At 47.8% G+C, this 25,119-nt stretch carries 14 protein-coding genes and 5 pseudogenes; 5 read left to right on the top strand and 14 right to left on the bottom strand.

The genetic code is table 11. The features are described from left to right. Position 1: 1 nt before the first annotated feature. Entirely contained in the window at positions 2 to 2,314 is a 2,313-nt protein-coding gene (locus IT393_05995) for a PAS domain S-box protein (GenBank protein MCC7202206.1), read from the bottom strand. Beyond that, a complete protein-coding gene (locus tag IT393_06000; GenBank protein ID MCC7202207.1) occupies positions 2,311 to 4,263 on the bottom strand; it encodes an ABC-F family ATP-binding cassette domain-containing protein in 1,953 nt (650 codons plus the stop codon). Before IT393_06000 ends, IT393_05995 begins: the two co-directional genes overlap by 4 nt. 322 nt (positions 4,264 to 4,585) lie before the next feature. Here IT393_06000 and IT393_06005 point away from each other — a divergent pair, with 322 nt between their 5' ends. After that, entirely contained in the window at positions 4,586 to 5,224 is a 639-nt protein-coding gene (locus IT393_06005; GenBank protein MCC7202208.1) for an SUMF1/EgtB/PvdO family nonheme iron enzyme, read from the top strand. A gap of 3 nt (positions 5,225 to 5,227) precedes the next feature. On the opposite strand, the gene zwf is transcribed toward IT393_06005, so the two are convergent. The 12 genes and pseudogenes from zwf to typA form a co-directional block, all read right to left on the bottom strand. Then, positions 5,228 to 6,748 (bottom strand): glucose-6-phosphate dehydrogenase, encoded by a 1,521-nt coding sequence (gene zwf / locus IT393_06010; protein MCC7202209.1) that lies wholly within the window; start codon positions 6,746 to 6,748, stop codon positions 5,228 to 5,230. Continuing rightward, complete coding sequence (gene gndA / locus IT393_06015) at positions 6,745 to 8,169, bottom strand: NADP-dependent phosphogluconate dehydrogenase (protein ID MCC7202210.1); 1,425 nt, start codon at positions 8,167 to 8,169, stop codon at positions 6,745 to 6,747. The genes zwf and gndA overlap by 4 nt, the downstream gene beginning before the upstream one ends. Positions 8,170 to 8,212: 43 nt before the next feature. Then, positions 8,213 to 9,907, bottom strand: coding sequence for an alpha-glucan family phosphorylase (glgP, locus tag IT393_06020; protein MCC7202211.1), 1,695 nt, complete (start codon positions 9,905 to 9,907; stop codon positions 8,213 to 8,215). A gap of 171 nt (positions 9,908 to 10,078) precedes the next feature. Further along, positions 10,079 to 12,006 (bottom strand): annotated as a pseudogene (locus IT393_06025) (agmatine deiminase family protein). A gap of 245 nt (positions 12,007 to 12,251) precedes the next feature. Then, positions 12,252 to 13,427, bottom strand: a complete 1,176-nt coding sequence (locus IT393_06030) for a hypothetical protein (GenBank protein MCC7202212.1) — start codon at positions 13,425 to 13,427, stop codon at positions 12,252 to 12,254. Positions 13,428 to 13,431: 4 nt separating this feature from the next. Then, complete coding sequence (locus IT393_06035) at positions 13,432 to 13,929, bottom strand: cytochrome c (GenBank protein ID MCC7202213.1); 498 nt, start codon at positions 13,927 to 13,929, stop codon at positions 13,432 to 13,434. Next, positions 13,926 to 14,429: a DUF3341 domain-containing protein gene (locus tag IT393_06040; protein MCC7202214.1), complete on the bottom strand. Its 504-nt coding sequence runs from the start codon at positions 14,427 to 14,429 to the stop codon at positions 13,926 to 13,928. The genes IT393_06035 and IT393_06040 overlap by 4 nt, the downstream gene beginning before the upstream one ends. Continuing rightward, a complete protein-coding gene (nrfD, locus tag IT393_06045) occupies positions 14,430 to 15,755 on the bottom strand; it encodes a polysulfide reductase NrfD (GenBank protein ID MCC7202215.1) in 1,326 nt (441 codons plus the stop codon). It lies immediately after the preceding gene. Positions 15,756 to 15,769: 14 nt separating this feature from the next. Next, a complete protein-coding gene (locus IT393_06050) occupies positions 15,770 to 16,528 on the bottom strand; it encodes a 4Fe-4S dicluster domain-containing protein (protein ID MCC7202216.1) in 759 nt (252 codons plus the stop codon). Continuing rightward, the gene (locus tag IT393_06055; GenBank protein MCC7202217.1) at positions 16,525 to 18,780 is read right to left on the bottom strand and encodes a molybdopterin-dependent oxidoreductase; all 2,256 of its coding nucleotides are present in this window, start codon (positions 18,778 to 18,780) and stop codon (positions 16,525 to 16,527) included. The genes IT393_06050 and IT393_06055 overlap by 4 nt, the downstream gene beginning before the upstream one ends. A gap of 17 nt (positions 18,781 to 18,797) precedes the next feature. Beyond that, a complete protein-coding gene (locus tag IT393_06060; protein ID MCC7202218.1) occupies positions 18,798 to 19,304 on the bottom strand; it encodes a cytochrome c3 family protein in 507 nt (168 codons plus the stop codon). 273 nt (positions 19,305 to 19,577) lie between these two features. Then, positions 19,578 to 21,389 (bottom strand): translational GTPase TypA, encoded by a 1,812-nt coding sequence (typA, locus tag IT393_06065; GenBank protein MCC7202219.1) that lies wholly within the window; start codon positions 21,387 to 21,389, stop codon positions 19,578 to 19,580. Between the two features lie 205 nt (positions 21,390 to 21,594). Here typA and IT393_06070 point away from each other — a divergent pair. The 4 pseudogenes from IT393_06070 (at position 21,595) to IT393_06085 (ending at position 24,057) form a co-directional block, all read left to right on the top strand. Then, positions 21,595 to 22,689 (top strand): annotated as a pseudogene (locus IT393_06070) (SBBP repeat-containing protein). A gap of 3 nt (positions 22,690 to 22,692) precedes the next feature. Further along, a pseudogene (locus IT393_06075) lies at positions 22,693 to 22,905 on the top strand (SBBP repeat-containing protein). A 102-nt stretch (positions 22,906 to 23,007) separates the two neighbouring features. Next, positions 23,008 to 23,307 (top strand): annotated as a pseudogene (locus IT393_06080) (SBBP repeat-containing protein). Between the two features lie 126 nt (positions 23,308 to 23,433). Further along, a pseudogene (locus IT393_06085) lies at positions 23,434 to 24,057 on the top strand (SBBP repeat-containing protein). Positions 24,058 to 25,119 lie beyond the last annotated feature (1,062 nt).

The following is a 25,119-nucleotide window of genomic DNA, read 5'->3' on the forward strand; positions in this document are numbered from 1 at the left end:
GCTAATGTTTATTCATTATTTCCCTGATAGCTGTCAGGACATCTTTAATATCATAAGGTTTACTTAAAAATAATATACCGGACTTTTCTATTTCAGATTTGTCTATAGGTTTGTCAATGTACCCGCTGTTAAGTATAGCTTTGAGGCCGGGATTAATCTTGAGAAGTTCTTTGATCAGATGAAGACCGTTATGGCCTGGCAGTATAAGGTCGCTCATAACTATGTTGAATCTTCCGTTTTCTTCCTGAAATATTTTAAGGGCCTCCGCTGAATTCTCCGCTTCAAACACCTCATATCCTTCTTTTTCAAGCGCCATCCGTGTTGATATACGGACGATACTGTCATCTTCGACCAGCAATATCCGCTCGCCGCGAATGCCCCTGCTCTCTTCTGAAAGTTTCTTCTCAGCGCACGGTTCACATGAATCGGCGACTGCCGGCAGGTAGACCTCAAAAATAGTCCCTGCCCCTTCCTCGCTCTTTACATTAATCCATCCCTTATGATCATTAATGATGGCATAGACAACAGAAAGACCAAGCCCGGAACTGAAGCCGCTCTTTTTCGTAGTAAAAAAGGGTTCGAAGATGTGGTCCATATTTTTCCGTGATATGCCGACACCTGTATCCTCAACAGAAAGTCTGACAAACTGTCCCTCACGTGAGTAGGGAATACCCTGTCTTTCTGCGTTATCTATAACAATGTTTCCGGTCCTTATTGTGATGGTTCCACCCCCTGGCATTGCATCCCGTGAGTTGACTATAAGATTCGTAATTACCTGCTCCAGCTTGCCGCTGTCGCCGGAGATACTCCAGAGACCGGAGCCGCATTCTGTCACAATGTTAATGTCTTCTCCAATTATATGGTTTAACATATCAAACAGGTCATTGATTATTTTGTTCAGGTCAGTATTGACGATCCTTGTAAAGTCCTTACGGCTGAAGGTCAGCAGCTGTCTAATGAGATTCATCGCACGGAACGAGGCCGTATTTATATGATCGAATATGTTGCAGGCATAAGGGGCTGATTCTCTTGTCCCTTTAATGCCGAGTGAGCTGAAATTACTGATGGCTGTCAGTATGTTGCCGAAATCGTGAGCTATGCCGCCTGCAAGTCGTCCTATAGCCTCCATTTTCTGTGAGTGCAGGAGTTGAGCCTGCAGCCTTTCCCTCGCTTCTTCCGCCTTTATCTGTTCAGTGATATCAGTGATTACTGCTATGAATCCTGTCACGTCTCCTGCTGAATTACGCTTATAGTTCCAATCAACCTTTACATCTATAATACTTCCGTCCTTGGTACGATTTTTTGTAATGTGCGGGGACGGAACAGGTTGTTCCTTTATCAAATGTTTCAGCAACTGACGCAGATTTATCCTTTCCTCTTCAGTGCGCAGGAATTCCCCGATGGGTTTTCCCTGCATTTCATCGCGCGTATAACCGAGTATCTTGCAGTGTGAGTCATTGCTGAATGTTACATTACCGTCATTATCATTTTCCTGAATTCCGTAGGGTATGGTCTCTACAAGCGTGCGGAACCTCTTCTCACTCTGTATTAATGCCGCTTCAGCGCGTCTTCTTTCTGATATGTCATGAAATATCTCAAATTTTGAGATGGTTCCGTCTGCATTCCTGATTGGCATGTCAAAGAGCTCATATGTCCTTTGTTTATCCTCGAATGTGAATTCCCATTTGACGGACTTTCCTTTAAAGACCTCTTTATTCTTACACCAGGGACAGACAGTGTTTCTGCCATAGAAAAAATCATAACACTTTTTACTGATGTCATTGCCAAACTCTCTCTTAATCACAGGGTTAATATATTCAATGTCATGCGTTTGATTGACTATATAGGCGCCGTCATCCATATTATCGAGAATATTTATCAGCCGGTCTTTTTCATTTTTCAACTCGGTTTCAGCCTTCTTCCGGTCGCTGATATCCCTGACCATAACGACCATATAGTCCATATCTGGTCTTTCAACATAACGTATGCTGACCTCAACAGGGAATATGGTCTTATCCCTGCGTTTATGATTTCCTTCCATAATCAAAGAACCGGTTTCCCTTACTTTTGTCACGTGATTAATCCATGATTTATGGTTGGGGATATTATCTTCAAAATCAGTTACATGCATGGAGAGGAGTTCTTCTCCGGTATAACCAAGATTCTTGCATGCCATGTCATTGACATACAATAACCGGCTGGTCTCTGGGGCTACTACAAAAATAGCATCATTTGACAGATTGATAAGCTCCATGCAAAAAAGTAATCTGTCTTCTATCGTCATTGATATGTCTGTGTTGTTGTCTTCCTTCATGATAGTATTCCTGACAGTTTTTCCCACTCCCTGGTTAGTTCCTCAATCTTCATCTTTGTGCGGTTGTGGGCTTCCATTGTTTCATAGAACCTGTTTTTGTCGTTGTATAACCCGGGATCAGAGAGGGCCAGTGTGAGTTCCTGCAGTTTATTCTCTGCCTCAGTAACTTCTGACTCTATTTGCGATAACCTTTCTTTGAGGTGGTGCATTTCTCTGTGCTGGCGGTTTCGCTCTTCCGCCTCAGCCCTTTTTTGTTCCTTAGTCTTACGGACCTTAAGAGGAGAGGTGCCGGTCATTGGTGCAGGTTCAGCTTCAGGGGTGCCGGTTTCTGTAACTGTTGACCCTCTCCCGGAAATCTGAGTCTTATAAAGGTAGTAGTCATAATCGCCGTCGTAAGACGTGATGCTGCCGTTACGGACTTCGATAATCCTGTTGGCGACTGCCCGTATGAAGTGCCTGTCGTGGGTGATGAAGCAGATGGTTCCCTTGAAACTCTTCAGCGCCTCTTCCAGTACATCCCTTGATGGGATATCGAGGTGATTGGTAGGCTCATCAAGCAGCAGCAGGTTTGCCGGACGGACGAGCATCTTTGCAAGGGCCAGCCGGCTTTTTTCACCTCCTGAAAGGACAGCGACCTTCTTATCCGCATCATCGCCTGAAAAGAGAAACCTTCCAAGGATCGCCCTTAGGAATGACTGCTCTTCCAGAGGCGCTGCCAGCAATATTTCCTGAAGGACAGTGTTGTTTGGATTTAATAAATCCAGCTGATGTTGAGCATAATAGGCCATGGTTACATTATGCCCGGGCCTCCTCTCGCCCTTATCAAACGGGATGGCATCAGCAAGCAGTTTGAGCAGGGTGGATTTTCCGGCCCCGTTTGCTCCGACCAGTGCGACATGTTGCCCCCTGCGAAGTTCTGCATTAAGTGCCTGGTAGACCTTGTTTCCATCATAGGACTTGTCAATATCAATCAGACGCATAACGGTCTCACCGCTGCGGGGAGGATCGGGAAAAGAGAAGCGAACCGTCCTCTTTTGCTGCTGTACCTCAACCTTATCCATCTTCTCAAGCATCTTTATACGACTCTGGACCTGGCGTGCCTTTGTGGCCTGAGCCCTGAAGCGGTCAATGAACTGCTGTGTTTCATCAATCTTTTTTTGCTGGTTCCTTGCCGTTGCATCTATCAGTTGCTGTGCTTCCTCTTTGGCCGTGATGAACTGGTCGTAATTTCCTGTATAAGAAATGAGTTGCTGCCTGTCAACCTCTACAACACGTGTGACAATCCTGTTCATGAAATCACGGTCGTGAGAGATGAGGAGTACTGTGCCAGGGTATGCGCAAAGAAAATCTTCCAGCCACTTTATAGATGGTATGTCAAGATGATTAGTAGGTTCATCAAGAAGCAGTATATCAGGTTCAGTAAGAAGGAGCCGCGAAAGCAGTACGCGCATACGACGGCCGCCTGATAACTCTTCTACAGGCCGTGAAAGATGTTTTTCCTGAAAACCGAGTCCAAATAATATCTCACGTGCCCGTGCCTCATAGGAGTATCCGCCAAGGTGTTCATATTTGGCCTGAAGCTCACCATACCTTTCAAGAAGATTTTCTGCCATTTCCGGTGAGGCTGTTGCAATCTCTTCCTCAAGAAGCCGGAGATGATGTTCAATGGAAGAGACTTCGGTGCCCCCCCCCAGCACTGTCTCAAGAACGGTCTTTCCATCATGGGATTCCAGTTCCTGGGCTAAGTACCCAATTACAGCCTTTTTATTGACGATGATGTCACCACTGTCAGGATACACATTTCCGGCTATCATCCCGAAGAGCGTAGTCTTTCCGACACCGTTAGGACCGACCAGGGCCACACGTTCTTCGAGTCCTATCTGTATAGAGGCTTCCCTGAACAGCACACGGCCGCCAAAAGACTTTGAAATAAGTTGCAGTGAAATCATTAAATCAGTATAAAGTTTCTATGGATATGATGTCAATCAATGGATAAAGATTGATGGATTATGAGTTATGCATAAGGAGTACGACGTTTGTGGCCGATACATTAATCCAGGTCAGATTCCTGTATCTCATCACAGGATATCCTGCAAACGTTATTGACGATATATCAGAATGGCATTTTTTAAACGCATAATCTGTATCCCCGCCATTTTAATACTATTCCTGATGCTTAGTATGACGGGAAGTCCGGTTTTGCAGGCGTCAGGGCAGACAGGTCCGCCTGACGTACAAGGAATGGTCTTTGTAAAGGGGGGTTGCTTTGATATGGGTGATATATTGAAAGATGGTGATCCGGATGAAAAGCCTGTTCACGAGGTATGTGTCAGTGACTTTTATATCGGCATGTATGAGGTAACCCAGAAACAGTGGTTTAAAATGATGAATACATATCCATCGTCATTGGTAAGATGTGAAGAGTGTCCTGTTGAGAATGTCACTTACCCGGATGTTCAGGAGTTTATTAAGAGACTTAACCGAACAAGTAGTGTAATGGAGTATCGTCTGCCGACAGAGGCTGAATGGGAGTATGCGGCAAGGGGTGGTGAGGGAAAATATAAGGGATCAGTATTAATAGGTGATAATGATCTGAACAATTATGCATGGTTTAAGACAAACTCAGACAACAGACCACACCCTGTCGGGCAGAAAGAGGCAAACAGCCTTGGGCTTTACGATATGTGCGGCAACGTACAGGAATGGGTCAGCGACTATTATGAGGCTGATTATTACGGAACCAGTCCCGTGAATAACCCAAAAGGCGCGTCAGTGAGTCAATACCGTGTTGTCCGCGGCGGCTCCTTTCTGAACAGCTCATGGGGAATCCGTACAACAGTACGGTACCATTTTACCAGGGACGAGCGGGGGCGTGAATTTGGATTCAGGCTTGCAGCAACACAGAAATGATTACTATTCCCAATGACCCCTGAAATGTGTGGGTAACGGCCAGCCATGTCCCTGTTGAGCAAGCAGACTGTGTGCGGCTTCCGGTCCCCAGGTACCGGCTGCGTAATTGGGGAAATTGTCAGGGGGGGTGGTTTTCCACACCTCAATCACAGGCATCAACAACTGCCACGCTGCTTCGACCTGATCGGCACGCATAAATAACGTGGCATCGTTTTTCATCACGTCCCAGAGCAATGTCTCATAAGCATCCGGCGACGGTACGTCAAAGTTTTCGTGATAATTGAACTGCATGTCCACTGTCTGTAACAACATCTTTGTCCCCGGGTATTTTGCCTGAAAGTATAACACAATGCCTTCTTCGGGCTGAATCGAGATAACAAGCCTGGACGGCTGCCAGTCCAGGGCGGCCTCGGTTGGAAACGATTGATGCGGCACAGCGTGGAATTGAATGGCGACTTCCGATGCCCTCCTGGAAAGACGTTTGCCTGTACGGAGATAAAACGGCACACCCTGCCAGCGCCAGTTGTCTACGAACAATTTTAGCGATACAAACGTCTCTGTTTGTGAATCAGGCGACACGCCATCTTCTTCCCGGTAACCACACACTTCTTTGCCGTTGATCCGGCCCCTGCCGTACTGCCCGCGTACCACGCTCTGCTGGACTGCGTCATGAGGAATCGGCCGAACCGCGTGGAGGACATCCACTTTCTTGTTGCGAATCTCGTCGGCATCGAAGGAGACCATCGGTTCCATCGCCACAAGACAGAGTAGTTGCATTAAATGATTCTGCACTATGTCGCGGAGCGCACCCGCCTGATCGTAATAGCCGCCGCGATGTTCGACACCCGCCTCTTCGGCGACTGTGATGGTCACATAGTCCACGTAATGCCGGTTCCAGATCGGTTCGAACATGGGATTGGCAAAGCGAAACGCCAGAATGTTTTGCACAGTTTCTTTGCCCAGATAGTGGTCTATCCGGAAGATTTGGGATTCATGGAAGCTGTCGTTGAGCGTGCGGTTCAGTTCCTGTGAGGATTTCATGTCATATCCGATCGGTTTCTCGACTACAAGCCGCGACCATTCCCGGTCCCGGGACAGCCCGGCTTTACAGAGATATCCCGGTATTTCGCCAAACAACGACGGCGGTGTGGCCATGTAGAAAATACGGTGTGCTTTGGCATTCCATTCTTTTTCCAGCTTTGCGCATTGATCGCTCAGGGCCGAATAGGTCTGAAGTTTTTTAAACTCACCCTGATGGTAGTGGATATGCCTCGAAAACCGGTCCCATTCATTGGCTTTCACATTGCCCCGGCGTGAGAACCGGTTGACTCCATCATGAAACCGCAGGCGTATTTTGTCCTCGTTCAAATCAACACGGTCCACGGCAATGATAGAAAAAAGAGGGGGCAGGCGGAGGTCCAAGGAGAGGTCATACAAAGCCGGTATCAGTTTCCGGTAGGCCAGATCGCCTGCTCCGCCAAAGATGACAAACACGGTGGGTTCGGGTTGTTCATGCGATTTCATAGATATCCATCCTTCTCCCATTCTGTGTGAAACGTGCCTTTGACGTCAATACGCTCATAAGTATGCGCCCCGAAAAAATCCCGCTGGGCCTGGATCAAATTCGCCGGAAGCCAGGCGCTGCGATAGCTGTCAAGGTAGGCCAGTGCCGTCATTAAACCGGGTATGGGCACACCCGATTCGGCCGCTGCGCAAACTACGCTGCGCAACCCCTTCTCGCTGGACATCACGCGGTCCGACAGGTTTTCATCGAGCAACAGATTCGGCAGATCGGGCTGGGTGCTATACGCCGGCCGGATCTCATCCAGCAATGCTGCCCGGATGATGCAGCCGCCCCGCCAGATACGGGCCACCGCTTCGAGATCAAGGTGATACCCGTACTTCTCTGATGCTACGGATAGCAGTGCCATTCCCTGTGCCCAGGTAATTATCATCCCTGCATAAACAGCCTGGTGCATTTGATCGAGGAACAATTCACGGTCTCCTTTGATGCCCTGTACCTTCCGCCTCAAAATTGAACCGGCCCTCTTGCGTTGGTTCTCAAGCACTGAAATGTCCCGCATGGCGACGGCCAGGTCAATGGTCGGGACCGGCACATGCAATTCCATCGCACTTTGCGAGGTCCACATGCCGGTGCCTTTCTGTTTTGCCACATCAACTATTTCATCAATCAGCCGCGCGCCGGTATTTTTATCCACCCTGCTGAAGATGTGGCCGGTAATTTCCAGCAGGTAGCTATTGAGTTTCCCTTTGTTCCAGGAGGTATATACATAGTGCAGTTCGTCGTCGTTCATCCCAAGGCCCCGCTTCATCAGGTCATAAGTTTCAGCGATAAGCTGCATCACAGCGTACTCGATGCCGTTGTGGACCATTTTGACAAAGTGCCCGGCCGAGCCGGGGCCAAGATAGGTCACGCATGGATCTCCGTTGACCCTGGCAGAGATGGCTTCGAAGACCTGGCTGACCCGCTCGTACGCTTCATGAGGCCCGCCGGGCATGATGCACGGACCGTGGCGCGCCCCATCCTCGCCGCCGGACACGCCTATGCCAAGGAATTGAATATCTCTCCCGGTCAGCTTGCCGGCCCGGAGGTTGGTATCCTTGAAGTAAGAGTTGCCGGCGTCAATGATGAGATCACCCTTCTGCAGGTACGGAAACAGATCATTGATGACCGAATCCACAGGAGCGCCGGCAGGCACGAACATCATCAACGTGCGTGGCCGGTGTAGTAGAGCAATGAACTCACGGATATTCGCTGCGCCGCAGATATCCCGTTCCTTCGATTCCTGGCGCAGGGCTTCGACCTTGAGCGGATCCTTGTCATAGCCCGCCACCTGGAATCCGTGGTCTGCCATGTTCAGCAACATATTGCGCCCCATCACGCCCAGGCCAATCAAGCCGATTTCATAGTTTTGAGTTTTCATGTCAGAGTTCCCCCTGGTGCGGTATTTCTACAAGAACATCCCTCTAATGAAAATATGCATTCAGAACATACTGTTGTATCATCCTGTGAGTATTAAAGAATGAACCATTGATTGCAATGGAGTGGCACATTATATTAATGAACATGTCCCGTTCATTATAGAACATAGGAATAATTGCCTGCTCTAATTTGTCATAGAGAGACAAGGCATCCTTTGAACGGTCATCAATACTGCCATCACCGCGTCCGTCTTCTCCAATGGCCCATCCTGTCACTCCTTCGATGTGTCCCTCAATCCACCATCCGTCCAGGATACTCAGGCTGGGAATCCCGTTAAGGGCAGCCTTCATCCCGCTAGTTCCCGATGCCTCAAGGGGTGGCTGCGGGGTATTAAGCCACAAGTCAACGCCTGAGGTCATCATCTGCCCGAGCTCGATATCATAATTCTGGAGATAGGCTATCCTGACACTTTTCTTGAGCGATTCTTTTGCCTGAAAGATATGCTTAATGATTTCCTTTCCCCCCTGGTCTGCCGGATGGGCCTTCCCTGCATAGATGACCTGAAGGAGACCGGCCTTTGACGAAATCCTTTTAAGCCTTTCGATATCCTGAAAGAGGAGGTCTCCGCGTTTGTATGTTGCGGCACGTCTGGCGAATCCGATTGTAAACACATCCACATCCATCCCGGCATTAGTCTCGTGGTTTACATACTGTATCAGCGTTCTTTTGGTCTGCATGTGCGCCTCCCACACCTCTGTCCTGGGAATGTTCAGGGCATATCTGAGGCTGAAATTGTCCTTCCTCCAGCCAGGGATATAATGATCGTAGAGATCCATGAACTCTTTTGATGTCCATGTGGCAGCGTGTACCCCGTTTGTGATCGCTTCTATCACATAACCGGCAAACATATGGCTTGAGACTTCACCATGCCTTTTGGCTACGCCATTGATATAGTGGCTGAGATTAAGGGCCAGAAAGGTCATGTTCAGGAGACCTGCATGGCAGAATATTTCCTTCATGTCATACACCGCCCGTCGTCCCAAAACGCGATTCACAAGATCCATCTGGAACTGGTCGAGTCCGGCAGGGACAGGGGTATGGGTGGTAAACACGCATTTTTTCCTTACGGCTTCGATATCATCCTGGAGAAATTCTTTCCTTCCTGCCTTTTTAGCCTCTTCATCCAGAAGCTCTAATGTGAGAAGTGCCGCATGCCCTTCGTTCATGTGAAATCGTTCAATGTGATCATGTCCGAGGGCCTGCAGCATCCTGACCCCGCCAATCCCAAGGACCACTTCCTGGCAAAGCCTGTAATGGCTGTCCCCCCCATAAAGAAAGTGGGTGATTGTTCTGTCCCACTCAGAATTCTCCGGAAGGTCTGTATCCAGGAAATAGACCGGTATCTTAAAACCCCCTATCCCTGTGACTTCATATTTCCAGGAACGAAGCCAGATGGTACGTCCCTCTATAGTAATAACAGCCCTCTGGGGCATTTCGATCAGAAAGTCCTCAACCGGCCAGTCCACAGGCTCCTCTATCTGCCAGCCACTGAGATCAAGCCTCTGGTAAAAATACCCCTTCCTGTAGAGCAGGGTGACCCCGGCCATCGGGACTTTCAGATCAGCCGCAGCCCGGATGGTATCACCCGCCAGCACCCCAAGGCCGCCAGCGTATGTCGGCATTTCACTCTCAAATCCAATTTCCATTGAGAAATAGGCGATTGTCAATTGACTGTTCATCGGTTTTTCTCCTGTGAGGCTATTCAGGTTAATGCTTAACCCTGCGAAATCATGATGAGTGATGCGAATAAGATTTGAAGATAAATTATGCTGCTTCAAGATTAGCAGAGTTGGGAAGGTAATTCAATTCCCTGACATCCAACAGTGGTTTATTAATCTCTCCAAACCGTTTTATTTTTCAGGCTGTTGTTGAGTAGCGCAATGGATAGCGCCTGCGCCATAGACAAACGGCACGGAGTAGACAGGGACTATTTCCCTGTCCGGGAAGACCTCCTGAATTATGGTCAGTGCCTTATCATCTGCCCTGCATCCAAAGACTGGGACAATGACGCAGCCATTTCCGATATAGAAATTTGCATAACTGAGAGGAAGGCGTTGTCCTGCAAATGGCCTTTTGGGATAGACAACTGGATCAGGCATGGGCAACTTTATGATTTCAATCTTTTCGCCCTGAGAGGTCCTGGCCTTTTTCAGGAGTTTGTAGTTGTGCTGCAAGACCTGATAATTACGTTTGTCTTTCGGATCAGTCTCAAAGGCACATAGGACTATGTTCTTTCCCACGAACCTTGCAATATCATCTACATGGCCGTCAGTGTCATCGCCTTCAATCCCATCCTTAAGCCAGATTATAGTATCGGCTCCAAGATACTGTCTCAGATATTCTTCAATCTCCCTTTTTTTCAGGTGAGGATTCCTGTTCTTATTTAACAGGCATTGCCCGGTGGTTAAGATGGTGCCGGCCCCGTTTGATTCGATTGCCCCGCCCTCCATCACAATATCGGGTTTGAATATCCTGACTCCGGAGAGTCTTGCAATCTGCATCCCGGCCTTATCGTCAGGTATCAATGCCTTATATTTTCCACCCCAGGCATTGAATCTCCATTTTACAGCGGCTATTTCACTGGTCTGCCTGTTTTTAACAAAGGTCGGCCCATAATCCCTCACCCAGACATCCATACTTTTTATTTTATGAAAGAAAATGTTTTTTATAGCTGCACCGGATGCCAGCAGCCTGTCTTTAACGTAATCCTCACGGTCTTCACTATTAATCAGGATAAATACCTTTTCTCCGGACTGAAGGGATATTATTGCTTTTATAAAGACCTCTTCCACAGCATCCAGAGATCTTCCGGGGAACGTTACCGGATCCTTTGGCCATGAAAGCCATGTGCCTTCATGCCGCTCCCATTCTGCAGGCATTGTAAATCCAAGTGAGGCTGGTATGTTGTTGCGTCTAATCATTTTCTGTTGCTCTCCATCAGTTTCTTGTAACTCTCCGGCCGTCTGTTGTAGAAGAAGCGCCATCCTTCCCGCACTTGTCTTGATAAGTGCAGGTCAATCTCAGCAATAATAATCTTCTCCTTATCCCCGCCTTCGGCGATGATTTTCCCAAACTGATCCGACACAAACGAGCCACCGAAGAAATTCATGTTTGCCTCTTTTCCGACTCTGTTCACTGCTGCCACAACCAAGCTGTTGGCCACTGCATGTCCCCTCTGGACGACAGTCCACGCCTCCTGCCAGTTGCCTTCGTCCTGAGTATTTCCTTCAGGGACGCCGATAGCTGTCGGGTAGAAGATCATGTCCGCACCCATAAGGGCATTGATCCTCGCTGCTTCAGGGAACCACTGGTCATAGCAGATCAAAACGCCGATGGTCCCGTATTTTGTCTGGAAAACCTGGAATCCGTCCCTGCTTTCTTCAAAGTAATCTTTTTCATAGAAGAATGGGTCATGCGGGATGTGCATCTTCCTGTATTTCCCAATCATCTCCCCGGTCTCATCAAAGACAACTGCGGTGTTGTAGAATCTGCCTTCCGCCTCCTCATAAATTGACCCGCCGATGAGGACAACATTATTTTCCCTTGCGGCCTTTGACAGGGCCTCCGTTGTCTTTCCCGGGATCGTTTCAGCAAGGCCGGAGGCGTCTCTCTTTTCTTCCCTCGGGAAATAGGGGGTCGTAAAAAGTTCCGGCAGACAGACAATCTGAGTGCCTCTTTCTGATGCCTCCTGAATCATCCTGACCGCCTTCCTGCAATTAATGTCAGGGTCAGAAGACATCGCCATCTGGATCAGGCCGAGTACAATATGATCTTTCATGTGAAGGATTATAAACTCAGGAACGGGCTTTTTCAATGGGATATTTAGTTAAGATTAATAAAAAGATGACACTATGGTGACTGTCCGGAATAATGGACTTATTCATGTCTGCTGACCCTGATCATCCTGTTAATACCTGATTAATACAATTCTGACAAAGAAAAGATGCAATAGAAATGACTGCAAAAAAAGATCATTGTCGTACTTTTGTTGTCTCCATGAAGGAAATGAAGGCGATGAAATAGTCAGAGAGAGTTGATATGACACTTTGGGGTCGGGTCGTGACGTATAAGGGGTAAGACAGACACAGACAACATGGCTGCTGATGCCAGGGCAACCATGAGGGAGATGCCTGTCCATGACAGGATCAGGTGTGTCGCATCATTTGAGTAGACGGGTAATATCATAAGGAACCGGTTCAGCCATATCCCGATGCAAATCAATAATGAAACAATCAGTAATGCAATGGCTGAGGTCCGTATCCTTTTTTGAATCAGGAGTATAAAAGGGATGATAAAGGTAATCATCAGCATCAATATGAATGTCCCGCCGTAGGTCCCGCTCATTTGTCTCAGCAAAGGTCCGGTCAGACGCGGTATATCTCCATACCAGATGACGATATACTGAGACCAGAGCATGTATGTCCAGAGGAGTGTAAATCCAAGGAGGAGTTTACCCATGTGGTCTGAACAGTTTATCCATCCTGCATGTATCTCATGATGTAATAAATGATGTGACCTGTAATTGCATTCTTCCGGTGGCTTGGAATGGCGTCCGGCCATGGATATTAAGTGAACGATAAAGATAAGCGCTGTACCGGCAAAGATCCCGCCGGTCCAGTAATAGGGAGGGAAGATAGTGCTTTCCCACTCAGGGATGATCGTCATGCCGAGGTCCCATGCCAAGATGGTATTGTGTATGACATATAAGAGAATTACTGCGAAGGTGAGTATGTTCAATCTCTTCTCCATATTGCCTTTTGTTGTAATATTATTTTCCTTTAAGGCACAGGCATAATAGTAGTAATAACTTACTCCGTAGAACATACCCATAGTTAAGATATTTCTCCAGAAGTTGGATGGCGGTACTGACACTTTGGAATAGATATGAAATATCCCTCCTGCATAAAGGATCACGAACATAATCAGACAGAGTGGTGCTGTTGACAGGGTGATCATCTCACCTGTCTTTGCAAAAGAGCAGTCCCATCGTGCCCGTACAACACGCATTATTGCGGAGAAGATAACGCCGGACTGCGTCATACTGCTGATAAAGAGGAAGTTTACTGAAAACAGGGCCCATAAGGTCTCCGGAGAGTCCCCTTTGAATGCAGCATAGGCAAAGGATATGATGCCGTTTAATGACAGAACAATCCATATCAGGGACAGTATGATATTTGTTTTAGGTTTGTGCCGTATCACGTTATTATTCAGATAATCTGCCCTTGATATAATTTATTATATGCCAGCGGTCTGCCGGCGGTATAGCGTCTCCATATCGCGGCATGACAGCGAGGCCACCATAACGGATGGTGAAGTAAATGTCACCATCCGGTTTCATCTGAACATAACTGCCGGATAAATCCGTCGGCGGAACAAACTTCTTTCCCACGATGCCGTCGCCTTTCCCTGTCTTGCCATGACAAACAATACAATAGATGTTGTACATGGCCTGTCCTCTTGCAATGGATGCGTCGTCTGGTTTCACAGGATTGATAATATTTGCTGCACCGCTCCTGTTTTTAATTTCTTTTTCCATGCCCTTGCTGTTTACCGTACCTGGCGGAACCGGCAGGGGAGCGGTCTCCTGCGGTTTGATTGATGGTTGATTGAACATGTCTTTTGACCATGGCAGGGCCTGGGATGAAACAGGTGCAATGATGATGAATATCAGTAAAAACAGCCGGATCAGGAAATCATTCATGGAATTTTAATAACCTCTTCTGCCCCGCTGGCTGTGAGGATTGATTCAATAGGCGTTAACATTTCTTCTTTAACTTTGACCACGATCCCAAACCTGTCCTCACCGATACGGTCATGGTATGGCCGCTTCCTGAATGCCGGAAGCTTCGTTAGAATAAGAAACCCTCCGAATGTTGCAACGATTCCTGCAAGTATTAATGTCTCAAAAGATATGATCAGGGTGGGTGGTCCGTTTAAAATAGGTCTGCCTGCGCGGGGCAGCGGATAGGAAACCGATGTCCATATTGTAAACAAAATACCTGCAATGACTCCGGCGACGCTGCCGAAAAATGTAAAAAACTTCAGGAGGTCCTTATTGCTGACCGTCATCCGGTCTGTTTCTCCGGTTAATGGTACAGGAGACAGAAGGGATACTTCTCTGACGCCATGTTCCCTGATTTTTGCAGCCGCAGAGAGGAGTTGATCCGGCCTGACATATACTCCCAACACCGTTTGATTCACTTATCTCTCCTTATCCGGTAACAGACCTCTTTCCTCTTTAACCTCTGTAATGGAGATGACAGGGAATATCTTCATGAATACCATGAACATAAGGATAAAAAGAAAAAAAGACCCTGCTGTAATCGCAATTTCCACCCACCCGGGATGATAGTCATGCCATGCATAGGGCAGAAACTTTCGCGGAAGGGCTGTGCCGAATATCAGAAACCTCTCAAGCCACATACCGGTCAGTATGAATATGGAAATGATACACTGACAGGTGGTGGATAACCTGATCTTTCTAATGAAGAGAGACAGCGGCAGGACCGTATTGGAAAAAATCATCAGGGCAGTCAGGGCTGAAAGGCGGGGATTGAACAGTTTGTACCGCAAATGTTCCAACTCAAATGTTGAATGAGATGTGAACCCCATGGTGATATCCAGAATGGTCTGGTAGCTCCACAAGAGGGAAAGTACAAGGAGCATGATGCCGATCCTGTCATAATGCGTCTCTGTGATATACTTTCCCAGATTTTGTACCCGACTGATGACGGAGATGAGAAGTACAACGCCTGCAAAACCGGAATAGAGCGCCCCGGTTACAAAGTATGGGGCAAATATCGTTTTATGAAATCCAGGCACGATGCCGAGGGCAAAGTCCCAGGACACGACGCTGTGGACAGATACCACAAGCGGCATTATAAGGACTGAGAAGAGCATATATGCCTTATCACGGATATACCACTCACGGTCAGTTCCCCTCCATCCAAGGGACAGGGTTTCATACACGCTCTTCCTCCATCCGCTTACCCGGTGTCTCATGGCCGCGATATCAGGGATTAATCCGAAGTAGAGGAATAACAGGCTGCTCAGAAAGTAAGTCCCTACAGCAAATACATCAAACGTCAGAGGTGATATGAAGTTGGTCCAGATGGTCCTCTGATTTGGATATGGCAGCACCCAGTAAAAATTCCATACCCGTCCCAGATGTACCATAATAAAGGTTACTGCTATTATCAGTGCAAATAATGTCATTGTCTCGGCGCTGCGCTGTATGCTCCTCCTCCATGGGGTATGCGCTATATAAAGCATGGCAGATATGAGTGTCCCGGCATGAGCGACACCGACCCAGAATACAAAGTTGACGAGATAGACACCCCAGTACGACGGGTTATTCAGGCCTGTAACGCCCTGTCCTGTCTTAATCTGATAAATCCACGGGAGAAAAAATAACAGGATGGTGAGGATCAACACGATGGCAAGGACGGCATAGTAGCGTGGGCCTGTACGTGTAATAACATTGACTACATCATCGTTTATTTCTTTAAATGTTGTATTGCCTGCCATTTGCCAGTCTCAGCCTATTTCATAACACGTTTCAAATAAATCACAGATGGGTCTGTATTAAGGTCTTCAAAAAGTCTGTATCGCCTCTCATTCTTTGCAAGTATAGAAACCATACTTCCATGATCATTAAGGTCGCCAAATGTCATTGCCCCTGTAGGGCAGGTCTGTACACATGCAGGCTGTATCTCTCCATCTTTTACAGCCCTTCCCTCATCCTTTGCATGGTCTTTGGCAGCGCGTATCCGCTGGATGCAGAAAGTGCATTTTTCCATAACACCCTTTTCCCTGACAGTGACATCCGGGTTTAGCTGTTGCTCAAGAGGTGCATCCCATTTGTAGCTGAACCAGTTGAAGTGGCGTACGTCATAGGGACAATACGTCGCACACGTATATGTGCCGATGCACCGGTTATATACCTGGACATTAAGACCGTCCTGATTGTGATACGTTGCATATGTGGGGCAGCCGGCCTCGCACCGGGCCCTTCCGCACTGCTGGCACAATATGGGTATGAACTTTACCTTTACATCCGGATACTCACCCTCCACATACCGTTCGATACGTATCCAGTTAAATGCGCGGTTTTTCGAACATTCATCTTCACCAACCACAGGGAGGTTGTTTTCTGCATGGCATGCGATGACACACGCCTCACAACCATCGCACTTATCAAGGTCAATAACGATGGTCCACTTGTAGTCATATTTTCCGTAGTAGCCTGGTTCACGGTAGACCCTGAATCGTGCAAAGAGTCTGTCGAGAAGTCTGCTCAATATTGTCTCCTTCCACTCAGGATTCCATTCCCTTCCGGCGGTATCGTCTGTACGATCTTTCTGTCGAACTCCTTTGTAATCCCTTCCATCTTTACAAGGGTACCTTTCAGATTGCCCTTTGTAATCCTGACCCGCGTTGAATTCAGGGGAATAGTGCCGGTCTCTTTTCTGAAAGTTCCCGGCAAAAGGTCAAGGGGATTGGCCCCCCGCCTGCTTGCATATCTCCCATAGGTCCTGTGCCCCTGGCCTATGGGTATGCTTATGGTATCAGGTCTGATACCAGGATAGAGATAGGCAGGGGCCTGCAACTTTCCATAGGGTGATTCCACAAGGACTATATCACCCTCTTTGATCCCCATTTTACCGGCTGTCTCCGGATTGATCTCAACCCATGTCCCCCATACTACAGATGTCATGGGGTCAGGCATCTCCTGAAGCCATGGCAGGTTTGCATGCCTTCCGTCGAGATAGCCTGAATGGGCATATAGGATCAGATAATATGGAAATTCCCTTTCATCCCCGTGGAACATAGAAGGGGAGGAGGATACGTGGTTCATTACATTGTCTGCTCTGAGATGTAGGGGTTTTGGTTTTCCCTGCCCCCACCATCCCCCCTCTGTCAATACCCTGTTCCAGAAGTCTTCAAAGGCAGGTTCTCTGAAACTTCTCTGCCCCTGTTTTTCATATATCCCTTTCCATGAGTACATCAGAAAATCCCTGAAATTATTCCATGGCATTCTATCCTGCAGTCCATTCCCCAACATCTTCGCGATAGAGAGGAAGATATCTCCGGCGTTATTGGTAGCATATAAAGGGGATACAGCCGGCTGCATGATCGTTGCGGTATGAAGGCCTGCTGCAGGTTCGGTAAAATCATCCCCCCAGTCTTCAAGGCAGGTATGTGTGGGGAGGATAAGGTCAGCATTTGCCGTTGTTTCATCCATAAAAGATGACATGCTTACAATGAATGGGATATGGTCAAGTGCCTCACGGACTTTAGTGTCAGCGGGTAGAGTAAAGGCCGGGTTTGTGTTATAGACGATCGCTGTATCTACATTCCCTGCCAGTGCATCCTGAATGAATGTATCTATATCCTTAACAGGTTGTAGCCTCTTGATGGGTGATTCAGTGTTTGGAATGATTCCGCCTGTTTTTTCTATGTTATCAGCCAGGTGATTAAGGATGTTAATGGCGACTATATGATTTACGCCATCCGTATAGGATGCTATATTTTCTCCTCCGATAGCAAGGCTGGGCCTTGTTACTGCAAATTCCTTTGCAAGTGTCCGGATCCTTTCGCTGCCTGTATTCGCCAGTCCGGATATTTTCTCAGGCTTAAATGGGCTTAATATGTTTTTCCACCCGTTGATGTCTCCACCTTTGTAGAGACCTGTTTCAAGGATTGTATAGGCCATCCCAAGGGCAAGGATACCTTCTGTCCCTGGTCTGACCGGGACCCACTCATCTGCGTTTGCTCCTGATATGGAGAGGCGGGGCTCGATCTGTATGACGCGGCCCCTTACAGGAGGCCTCCCCTGTCTCATCCTTCCGTAACCAAGGCTGTGATTGACAGGTGAAATCCAGGTGTTCAGGAAGTCAGCCCCAAAGGACAAGAGGAGGTTTGTATTCCCGATATCATAATAGGGTAGCGTATTCATCCCCATACTGATTTTATTGGCAAGTATAAGTTCCTTGTGCTGGAAGAGGTCGTACTGCATATAATTCGATGAGCCGAAATGGGTCATGAACATCTCAAACAGACGATTCATATGACCCCTGGAAGCAGAAGATAGAAGATATAGCCTTTCTGTTTTATTTGCCCTTTTCATCATAGCGAGTCTTTCAGAAAGCAGTGATAATGATCTTTCCCATGTGATTTCCTGAAATTCTTCATTCCCCCTCTTGCCTTTTCTGATTAGAGGTGTTTGTATCCTGTCGGGATTGTAGAGCGCCTGCAGCCCTGCCTGTCCCCTTACACAAAGGCGTCCCTGGTTAACAGGGTGATGTGGGTTTCCTTCTATCTTTTTTGCCCGGCCTTCCATTACCCTGACCATGATGCCGCAGCCTGAGTTACATTGGGTGCAGAGGCTTGAGTACCAGTCGGCAACACCGGGGATGATGTCTTCAGGAGGCACGACGTACGGGATGAGGTGTGCAGCAGGGTTTTTTGTTGACTCTCCCAGCATAAAACCAAGGCCTGTCCCGATTCCACCAAGGCCAACTATCTTTAGAAAATCGCGTCTCTTAAGCACTTCATTCCCCCTGAACGCTATTTATGACAGGTCCAGCAGTCCCTTCCGTTCTTTACATTATATGATGTATGGCAGCCTATACACCACCCCATCTTGAGAGAGGATACGCGCGTGACAACATCCATCTCAGGGATATTGCCGTGGCATAAATTACACTGTACCCCTCCCCTGATATGTCTCTTATGTGGAAAGGTGACGAAATCAGGCAGATTGTGTACCTTGATCCACGGTATCGGTTCCTGGCGCTCCCAGTAGCCGTTTAACTTCACGACCTCAGGTGCCTCCCTCTTGATGATTTTGTGGCATCCGATACATTTTTGAACACTGGGGACACCTGCGACTGCGGACCTTTCTGCATAAATATGACAATCGAGACATGGGATACCGTTATCACCGGCATGAATCCTGTGACTGAATGCTATTGGTTGAGCAGGGTGGTTATCTGAGAACCAGACCGTGTTTATCATGTAACCGGATATAAAAGTTGTGACAAAGATAAAGGCGAACAGAAGTAACTTCCACATAGCAGCGAGAAGAATGTTGTTATACCGCTATAAATCGAATAAGCAAAGAATGATATTCAGATACGGGATGACTTATTATTACTAATGATGTCTATGCAGTTCGAATTCAGCATATTACGTGAAGCAGTCAAAGTCAAGCTAATAACCTTCAGGCCGTCATTGGTTTCGAAGGCACGATTGATTATTTCAAGGATACGGTATTTAACTATCCTACCCTTAGTGATGCCTGCAAGGATGCGGCACTGAATGGCCTGAACAGGTTGTGATATCAGATCAGATTTGTTCCTTCCACACCTTCGGTCTCTTGTTAGCCTCTAATATCTTTTTTCTGAGCCGGATTGAGAGAGGGGTTACTTCCACAAGCTCGTCTTCTTTAATGAACTCTAATGCCTGCTCAAGGTTTAATATCTTGGGCGGTATGAGCTGGATGTTGTCGTCAGCGCTTGAGGCGCGCATGTTTGTCTGTTTCTTTTCCCTGACGGCGTTTACGTCAAGGTCATTGTCCCTTGAGTTCTCTCCGATGATCATCCCTTCATAAACATGTGTGTTTTCACTGATGAATATGGACCCCCTTGGCTGGAGGTGAAAGAGTGCATAGATGGTGGAGGTTCCCTGTCTGTCTGAAACGAGTGCCCCTGTTTGTCTGTTTGACATAGGACCATGCCACGCCTCGTATCCATCGAAGAGGTGATTTAATAGTCCTGTGCCTTTCGTGTCTGACAGGAACTGGGACCTGAAGCCTATCAGCCCCCTTGATGGTATCCTGTACTCAAGTCTTACTCTGCCGTGGCCGTTGTTCTGCATCTTCTGCATCTTGCCCTTTCTCATCCCTATCTGCTGTGTCACGACACCGGTAAACTCCTCCGGCACATCAATCACAAGTTGTTCCATAGGCTCCTGAAGGACTCCGTCTATCTCCTTTGTAATTGTCTCTGGCATGGATACAGAGAGCTCATATCCTTCACGTCTCATCATCTCGATCAGAATGGAAAGCTGCAATTCACCGCGCCCCATGACCCTGAAGGAGTCCGTGTTGTCAAACTCTACCCGGATCGCCACATTGTAGAGAAGTTCCTTCTCAAGCCTCTCCCTCAGATTCCTTGAGGTGACTAACTTGCCTTCCCGTCCTGAAAAGGGGGATGTGTTAACTGCAAAGACCATGGAGATGGTCGGTTCATCCACGATGATCCTCGGCAGGGGTGCTGGCTTCTCCGCATCCGTGATCGTATCGCCGATATTTATTCCCTCTATCCCGGCGAGCGCTACAATATCACCTGCCGACGCCTCTTTTGCATCCATCCGCTCAAGTCCCTGGAATGTATACATGGAGGTGATCTTTGTCTTGAGGGCGTTTCCTTTCACGTCTATTACTGCTACCTGGTTGCCGGTGTTTATTGTCCCTGAAAAGACCCTTCCTATGGCAAGCCTTCCCACATAATCATTATAGTCAATGTTCGTGACGAGTATCTGTAATACCCCGTTTGGATCGCCCTTAGGAGGTGGTATCGTCTTTAGGATAAGATCAAACAGCGGTTTAAGGTCTTTTGAATCATCATCAAGACTCATCTTTGCGATACCGGCCTTTGCAATGGTGTAGACTATGGGAAAATCAAGCTGATCTTCTGTTGCATCAAGATCAATAAAGAGATCATATACCTCGTTTAAGACCTCCTGAATCCTTGCATCGGACCTGTCAATCTTGTTTATCACAAGAAGCGGGAGGAGTTTCAGCTCAAGCGCCTTTTTGAGAACAAACCGTGTCTGAGGAAGAGGCCCCTCTGATGCATCAACAAGGAGAAGCACTCCGTCAACCATCTTGAGTGTCCTCTCAACTTCTCCCCCGAAATCAGCATGGCCGGGCGTGTCTACTATATTTATCTTGACGCCTTCATACTCAACAGCAGTATTCTTTGCCATGATGGTGATACCGCGTTCGCGCTCAAGGTCAATATTGTCCATGACCCTTTCCTGCACCCTTTCATTGGAACGAAAGATGCCTGCCTGTCTCAGCATCCCGTCAACAAGGGTTGTCTTGCCATGGTCAACGTGGGCTATGATTGCTATGTTTCTTATATTTTCCTGCATAATATCCTCCTGGTAAACTTTATATTATAACCAGATCCGGTTAAATAAAGCAAATTTCAGCAAAATGGGGTTGATGAACGACAATTTATAATAAAAAAATATCGAAATATATTTGAAATAAAACTTCCTTTTTGCTCAGGATAGGTTTATAGTAAATAATGAGTATAGTCATCCCTTGGATACATGCCATATTTACGGGGTTGATATGAAAAAGCTCCCTTCCTTAATTTCTGTTCTGATTAGTTTTATCATTGGTCTGGCTGCTATACAGACAAAGGCAGAACCACGAATCCCTGCCACTACCGTCCATTCAGAAGAACTGCCCAGGAGTAAAAACGATATATCCAAACTGGCGTCTAATCCAGGCGCATATTCAATGGTCTTTGTTGAGAACAAGGGACAGGTTGATTATTACGTCAAGTATTATACAAACAGAGACAATCAGACACTATGGTTTACAGAGGACGGTATTGTATTTGACCTCTTCCGTATTAACAAAGAAGAAAATCGGGAGCGGCTGGTCATTCGGCAAAAACTGATTGGGGCAAATAAAGACATTAAGGTGGATGTCAGGGCGCCTCAGCCTGGTATCTATAACTTCCTGACCGGCAATGACCCTGCCAAATGGCAGACACGGGTAAAGAGTTATGGTGAGATAGTTTATAAGGAGGTCTATCCAGGGATTGACCTGAAATTGTATGGAAAAGGCCACGCTCTTGAACAGGAGTTCGTTGTAAGGCCAGGAGGCCATCCTGAAGAAATCCGGGTGGCATATGAAGGGATCGAGGAGATTCAGGTGGCCGGAGACGGAGCCCTCCGCATACGGACCGCCTTTGGCGAGATGACAGAGAGCCCGCCCCATATCTATCAGGAAATTGAAGGAGAGCGGGTTGAGGTGACAGGTCGGTTTAAGCTTACGGGCAAATCCGCTTATACCTTTGAAGTCGGGCCTCATAATACGCAATATGCCCTTGTCATTGACCCAACCCTGGATTATTCCACCTACCTTGGAGGAACAGGCACTTATTCAGTCAGTGATCTTGCAGTGGGTATTGATGGAAGCGTAACGGTGACTGGAGTTACGAATGCCCTTGATTTTCCGGTGACCGGAGATGCCTTCCAGCCCTCCTATGCCGGCGGCAGTTTGGACGCCTTTGTAACAAGGCTCAGTCCGGACGGCTCTACGCTCATCTTTTCCACTTATCTGGGAGGGAGCTCTGTGGATGAAGGGCAAGGTGTTGCTGTGGATGGGGCCGGCAATGTGTATGTAACCGGACGGACTGATTCGTCGAACTTCCCCACAATGAACCCTATCCAGCTCGATCCCTCCAGTCTTCTGCGTGGAGATCCGACTGACACGGATGCCTATGTCACTAAACTGAATTCCGATGGAACGGACCTCGTCTATTCCACGTATCTTGGGGGACGCAGTGGCACTGAAATTGGATATGGGATTGCGGTTGATAGCGCCAATAATGCCTATGTAACAGGATATACCAGCTCAATCAACTTCCCGACGCGGAACCCGTATCAGGCGGCCAGGTCAGGCACACTTTACTGGGATGCCTTTGTCACAAAGATTAATGCCGGTGGAACGGACTTCGTTTATTCGACATATCTGGGCGGTAATGGTGATGATATCGCTTTCAGTATCGCCGTTGACCCGGAGGGTCATGCCTATGTAACCGGAAGGACAGTTTCCATTGCCGTTTCGCCGGACTTTCCTACTCAGGCTGCTTTTCAGCCGGCAAGGCTCAGTTTCAGGGATGCCTTTGTCACAAAATTAGATGTCAGTGGTTCGGCCCTTGTTTATTCTACGTTCTTAGGTGGTAACCTGGATGATATCACAAGCGATATTTCAGTTGATTCATCTGGCAATGCCTATGTGACAGGAAACACGGCATCTACAAACTTTCCCTCTGTGAACCCTGTTCAGCCGGGCAACCCGCCTGACACCGATGCCTTTGTCACTAAATTTAACGCTGCAGGGGCAGTGGCCTATTCTTCCTATTTAGGTGGGAGCAGCTATGACAGCGGCAGTGGTATTTTTGCGGATTCAGTTGGTAATGCCTATGTTACAGGTAGCACAAGTTCAACAAATTTTCCGACATCAAATGTAATTCCGGGCACAGGTCCGGACGCAGGCATCTCGGATGCCTTTATCACAAAGATCAACGCAGCCGGCACGGCCTTTGTATATTCATCTTATTTAGGAGGAACCAACAGCGAAACAGGTAAACGAATTGCCCTGGACTGCACCGGCAGGTCCGCTTATCTGACCGGGACAACCTATTCCAGTGATTTTCCTGTGACTCCAGGAGCCTATAACACGAGCTTTGATTCCACTTATGAAATCTTTGTATCCAGGATTACTGATGAGACCATATCCCTGAACGTGACAGACCTGTCTGTTACAAAGACAGACTCTCCTGACCCTGTTGAGGAAGGTCAGCCATTGACCTATACAGTTCATGTCTCAAATCTATGCGTTAATACTGCTACCGGTGTGACTCTCACAGATACGCTCTCTGCAGGGGTAACGTTCCTATCTGCAGACTCAGATCGGGGAAGTTGTCAGGAGGTAAATCATGTCGTCAGTTGCAACCTGGGGGTCATGTCCTCGCAGGATAACGCCACGATTACCATTGTCGTTGTACCTTTAGTGTCAGGCCTGATAGAGAATACCGTCACCATAACGGCTAATGAGCCGGAGGCCAACTATGATAACAATGTTGCAGTTGCAGAGACAACAGTCCCCTCTCCAAATTATACCCTGACAATAACAATGGAGGGGACAGGAGGCGGCACGGTCGCCAGTCTGGAACCGCCGGGAGGGATTATCTGCGGAAATGACTGCACAGAGACATACCCTGACGGCACTTCTGTAACATTGCAGGCAATTCCGGGTGACGGCGGTAATACGGGAATAGAATTTGAATTTGCAGGATGGGGAGGAGACCCGGATTGCTCTGACGGCGTAGTTACTATGAACAGCGACAAGACCTGCACGGCTATATTCAACATCACGACCTATAGCATTACCATTGCCAGGGCAGGCGGCGGTAATGGGACAGTTATGATTGATGCGCTTCATGACGCTGACTATATCTGTGGTCCGGATTGTTCAGTTATCTATAACTCCGGTACGGAGATTACCCTGGATGCACTGGCTGACCAGGACTCTGAATTTATTGCGTGGGGAGGGGATGCGGACTGCCTGGACGGATCTGTCATTGTGGATGCGGACATCACATGCACTGCAATATTTAACCTTCAAACGCATTTTCTTATCGTGGACAAGGTTGGCAATGGAAGCGGGACAGTGGTCAGCGCCAATGTCGCCGGGATTGATTGCGGACCAGATTGCTCGGAACTCTATCCGGCAGGGACGTCCATCACGCTTGAACCCACACCCGATCCCTGGAATGAGTTTTCAAACTGGGGAGGAGACCCGGACTGCGCGGATGGCACTGTTACCATAGGCAATGAAGACACGGTCTGCTTCGCAGTGTTTACCATTCAAACCTACACGCTGACACTGAACAAGTACGGCTCAGGGAGTGGGATTATCCAGACAAATGAGCCGGGAGGGATCAACTGCGGACTGAATTGTTCGTCAGCGGATAAGACATACAATGGCGGCGCTGAAGTAACTCTGATTGCCGGTACAAATCTTCCCTGGATATTTACTGGCTGGGACGGCGACCCGGACTGCGAAGACGGGGTCGCC

This window comes from Nitrospirota bacterium (assembly GCA_020851375.1).
Lineage (GTDB): Bacteria > Nitrospirota > 9FT-COMBO-42-15 > HDB-SIOI813 > HDB-SIOI813 > RBG-16-43-11.

Bases quoted from the DNA above. Each gene is read 5' to 3' on its own strand.
- IT393_05995 (MCC7202206.1), bottom strand. From the start codon at position 2,314: ATGAAGGAAGACAACAACACAGACATATCAATGACGATAGAAGACAGA.
- IT393_06000 (MCC7202207.1), bottom strand. From the start codon at position 4,263: ATGATTTCACTGCAACTTATTTCAAAGTCTTTTGGCGGCCGTGTGCTG.
- IT393_06005 (MCC7202208.1), top strand. From the start codon at position 4,586: ATGGGTGATATATTGAAAGATGGTGATCCGGATGAAAAGCCTGTTCAC.
- zwf (MCC7202209.1), bottom strand. From the start codon at position 6,748: ATGAAATCGCATGAACAACCCGAACCCACCGTGTTTGTCATCTTTGGC.
- gndA (MCC7202210.1), bottom strand. From the start codon at position 8,169: ATGAAAACTCAAAACTATGAAATCGGCTTGATTGGCCTGGGCGTGATG.
- glgP (MCC7202211.1), bottom strand. From the start codon at position 9,907: ATGAACAGTCAATTGACAATCGCCTATTTCTCAATGGAAATTGGATTT.
- IT393_06035 (MCC7202213.1), bottom strand. From the start codon at position 13,929: ATGAATGATTTCCTGATCCGGCTGTTTTTACTGATATTCATCATCATT.
- nrfD (MCC7202215.1), bottom strand. From the start codon at position 15,755: ATGGCAGGCAATACAACATTTAAAGAAATAAACGATGATGTAGTCAAT.
- IT393_06060 (MCC7202218.1), bottom strand. From the start codon at position 19,304: ATGTGGAAGTTACTTCTGTTCGCCTTTATCTTTGTCACAACTTTTATA.
- typA (MCC7202219.1), bottom strand. From the start codon at position 21,389: ATGCAGGAAAATATAAGAAACATAGCAATCATAGCCCACGTTGACCAT.